Annotated in this window: 1 protein-coding gene; it reads left to right on the top strand. The window is 68.9% G+C overall.

Translation table 11 applies throughout. The annotated features are described in order from the left end of the window. Nucleotides 1–45 precede the first annotated feature (45 nt). Nucleotides 46–1266 (top strand): IS30 family transposase, encoded by a 1221-nt coding sequence (locus tag AC061S_RS44410; RefSeq protein ID WP_478691571.1) that lies wholly within the window; start codon nucleotides 46–48, stop codon nucleotides 1264–1266. The last annotated feature ends 40 nt before the right edge of the window (nucleotides 1267–1306 follow it).

Below are 1306 nucleotides of genomic sequence, written 5' to 3'. Positions count from 1 at the left end.
CTTGGGTTCTAGTGGTCGTCGCAACACCCCAGCTCAAGGGGTGCGATGGACTTCGAGGTCCGTAAGGTCCGGACGGCGCAGGGGCCCAGGAAGCTCCGTGCTGAGCGGGCGGAATACTTCCGGCTCGTGCAACAGGGCTACAGCAACAAAGAGGCATCCCGACTTGTCGGCGTGCATGAGCGGACCGGTCGCGAGTGGCGCAATGGCCGGACGGATCCGCTGAGGTACCGGGCGCCCGCTCACCATGAGCGGGCGCCCGTTGCCGCGTCGTCCCGGTACTTGAGCGAGACCGAGCGCATCCACATCGCCGACCGGGTGCGGGAGAAGGCCACCGTCCGGGCGATCGCCGCCGAGCTGGGCCGCAGCCCCTCGACGGTCAGCCGGGAGATCCGCCGCAACCGGACCGTGGATCCCCGTGGCCGGTGGCACTACCGTCCGCACGCCGCTCAGGCCCGGGCCGATGCCCGCCGGCCCCGCCCCAAGCCCGGCAAGATCGGCCAGAACACCGCGCTGCGGGACTTCATCCAGGACGGCCTGGACCGGAAATGGAGCCCGGAACAGATATGCGAGAGTCTGCGCCGGACCTTCCCCGACCAGGCGGAGATGCACGTGGTGCACGAGACGATCTACCAGGCCCTCTACGTCCAGGGCCGCGGAGAACTGCGCCGCGAACTGGCCCGGGCGCTTCGCTCGGGACGCGCACGCCGCCGGCCCCAACGCCAGGCGGCCTGCCGCCAGCCGCGCTTCACGCACCCGATGGTCATGATCAGCGAACGTCCCGCCGAGGCAGAGGACCGGGCGGTGCCCGGCCACTGGGAAGGAGACTTGATCATCGGCAAGGACGGCGGCTCGGCGATCGGCACCCTCGTCGAGCGAGCGACCCGCTACGTGATGCTGGTGCACCTGCCCGACGGCCGCAGCGCCGATCACATGCACCAGGCGCTGGTGAAGACCGTCAAGACCCTTCCATCACACCTGACGCGCTCGCTGACCTGGGACCAGGGCTCCGAAATGGCCGCCCACCACGCCTTCACCGTCGCCACCGACGTCCCCGTCTACTTCTGTGACCCGGCCAGCCCCTGGCAACGCGGCTCGAACGAGAACACGAACGGCCTGCTGCGGCAGTACTTCCCCAAGGGCACCGACCTGTCCGCCCACACCCGTGAACACCTGACCGCCGTCGCCGCCGAACTCAACGGCCGACCACGCAAAACGCTCGGCTGGGAAACCCCAGCCGAGCGCCTGCATAAACTACTCGCCGCCTAACACAAACGATCACGTGTTGCGACGATCCCTAGAAACCGCC

This window comes from Streptomyces sp. CA189 (assembly GCF_056428985.1).
This window is presented reverse-complemented; position numbering and strand designations above follow the sequence as displayed.